At 57.0% G+C, this 2442-nt stretch carries 3 protein-coding genes; all 3 read right to left on the bottom strand.

Annotated elements, in window-relative coordinates; translation table 11 throughout:
- Positions 1-434 (bottom strand): ABC transporter permease family protein (locus EGI20_RS17520; RefSeq protein ID WP_498633002.1); only part of this gene is annotated, 434 nt, incomplete at its 3' end.
- Positions 434-1396 (bottom strand): phosphate ABC transporter permease subunit PstC, encoded by a 963-nt coding sequence (pstC, locus tag EGI20_RS17515; RefSeq protein WP_498633000.1) that lies wholly within the window; start codon positions 1394-1396, stop codon positions 434-436. The genes EGI20_RS17520 and pstC, both read right to left, overlap by 1 nt.
- Positions 1397-1480: 84 nt before the next feature.
- The coding region (pstS, locus tag EGI20_RS17510; RefSeq protein WP_498632998.1) for a phosphate ABC transporter substrate-binding protein PstS at positions 1481-2442 on the bottom strand (962 nt) is incomplete at its 5' end.

Here is a 2442-nt window from a genome sequence, read left to right as displayed (position 1 = left end):
ACGATGGAGGGCGCCGATAGCAGGATGTCGTTGATAAAGCGCGTCGCCGGTGCCAGCCAGCCGCGGCTGCCATATTCGGCCAGATAAACGCCTGCCAGAATGCCGATAGGCGTACCGATCAGGGTGCCGAAAAAGGTCATCTGCAAGGAGCCGACAATGGCATTGGCCAGACCGCCTTGCGAACCGGGTGGCGGGGTGATCTGGGTGAACACCTCGGTCGACATGCCTTCGATGCCGAAGCGCAGCAGCGTCCACAATATCCAGAACAGCCAGAACAGGCCGAATACCATGGCCAGCGTGGATGCCCCCATATTGAAGAGATTGATCAGCCGCCGCTTGCGGTAGACCATATTGTTGCGGGAGAAGCTTTTATCTTTCACTGCATTAGCCTTGCCGGTGCGGGTCAATGATTGTTCCATGCGGGGGGCGCTCATCAGGAGTGGCGGCCTTCCTGCTTCTTGAGCTGTAGCAATAGCAGCTTGGAGCAGGCGAGCACGACAAAAGTAATGAAGAACAGAATGAGACCGAGAGAGATCAGCGCCGACAAGTGCAGTTCGCTGGTCGCTTCGGCAAATTCGTTGGCCAGTGAAGACGCAATCGAGTTGCCGGCATCAAACAGGCCGGAAGCAAAGATGGTGGAGTTGCCGATCACAAAAGTCACCGCCATGGTTTCGCCCAGTGCGCGTCCCAGTCCCAGCATAATGCCGCCGATTACACCGGTTTTGGTGTAGGGCAGTACGACATTGCGTACCACTTCCCAAGTGGTAGCGCCCAGACCATAGGCCGACTCCTTGAGCATGGGGGGCACGACTTCGAATACGTCGCGCATCACCGATGCAATAAACGGAATCACCATAATGGCCAGAATCAGGCCGGCGGTGAAGATGCCGATGCCCATCGGTGCGCCCTGAAACAGGAAGCCGACCAGCGGCAACTCGCCCATATTGTCGATGATCCAGGGCTGGATATGGTCGCCAAACCAGGGGGCAAAAACAAACAGGCCCCACATGCCGTAGATAATGGATGGAATGCCGGCCAGAAGCTCGACGGCGATGCCCAGCGGGCGCTTGAGCCACGGCGGGGACAGTTCGGTCAGAAATAGTGCAATGCCGAAGCTGACCGGCACGCCGATCAGCAGGGCAATAAAGGAAGTCATCAGGGTGCCGTAGATGGGCACGAGCGCGCCAAAGTTTTCGGCAACGGGATCCCATTCGGTACTGGTCAAAAACCCCCAGCCGAAGTGTTTGAGTGCCGGCAGCGAGCCGACCAGCAGTGAAAACAGAATACCCAGCAGCATGGCCAGCACAAAGAAGGCGAAAAAGCGTGTGCTGATGCGGAACAGGGCATCTATCTGCATCTGGCGTTTCAGATGCGAGGTGTTCTTATATTTTTCCATACTCAATCTACTCTGGCTTAGTCAGGCAAAAAGCCGGGGAGAGTCTCCCCGGCCATCTGCCGCACAGATCCGTGGTGGCCGGGCTTATTTCCAGAGTGCCTGACCATTGCTGGCGGCAATCTGTTTCCACGAGTTGCGCACCTGGTTTTGTACGACGGCAGGCAGAGGCACATAATCCAGATCCAGCGCCATCTTGCCGCCATCCTGATAGGCCCAGTTGAAGAACTTCAGTGCTTCGCTGCTGCCTTCAACCTTGTCGGTCTTTTGCTGCATCAGGATGAAGGTTGCGCTAGAGATAGGCCAGCTCTCCTTGCCCTGGGCATTGGTCAGGATCAGGTAAAAGCCGGGGGCATTTTTCCAGTCGGCACCAGCTGCTGCCGCGGCAAAGCTCTTGTCGTCCGGCTGGATAAAGCTGCCGGATGCATTTTGTACGGCGGCATGCGGGATGTTGTTGACCTTGGCGTAGGCGTATTCAACATAGCCGACCGAGCCTTTGATGCGGTTAACGTAGTTGGCCACGCCTTCATTGCCTTTGCCGCCTACGCCGACTTTCCATGCTACCGAAGTGTTGGCGCCGATGGCGGATTTCCAGGCAGGAGAAACCTTGGACAGATAGTCGGTAAAGACAAAGGTCGTGCCCGAACCGTCGGAGCGGCGTACCGGGGTGATTTTCTGGTCAGGCAGCGCCACGCCCGGGTTGAGTTTGACGATGACCGGATCGTTCCACTTGCTGACTTTACCCATATAGATGTCGGCCAGAACCGGGCCTGTCAGCTTAAGCTGACCAGGCTTGATGCCGGGCAGGTTGACGACCGGTACGACACCGCCGATCACGGTCGGAAACTGTACCAGACCTTTTTTGGCCAATTCTTCCGGCTTGAGCGGCATGTCGGATGCGCCAAAGTCTACGGTTTTGGATTCGATTTGCTTGATGCCGCCGCCGGAGCCTATCGACTGATAGTTGACGCGGTTGCCGGTCTTGGCTTTGTAAGCCTCTGCCCACTTGGCGTACAAGGGGTAAGGGAAGGTTGCGCCGGCGCCGGTAA

Source organism: Aquitalea sp. S1-19, assembly GCF_024343515.1.
Note: the sequence above shows the minus strand (reverse complement) of the source record. Positions and strands in the feature narration are given on the sequence as shown.

What these genes read in the sequence shown, in the direction of transcription:
- pstC (WP_498633000.1), bottom strand. Translation starts at nt 1,396, where the DNA reads ATGGAAAAATATAAGAACACCTCGCATCTGAAACGCCAGATGCAGATA.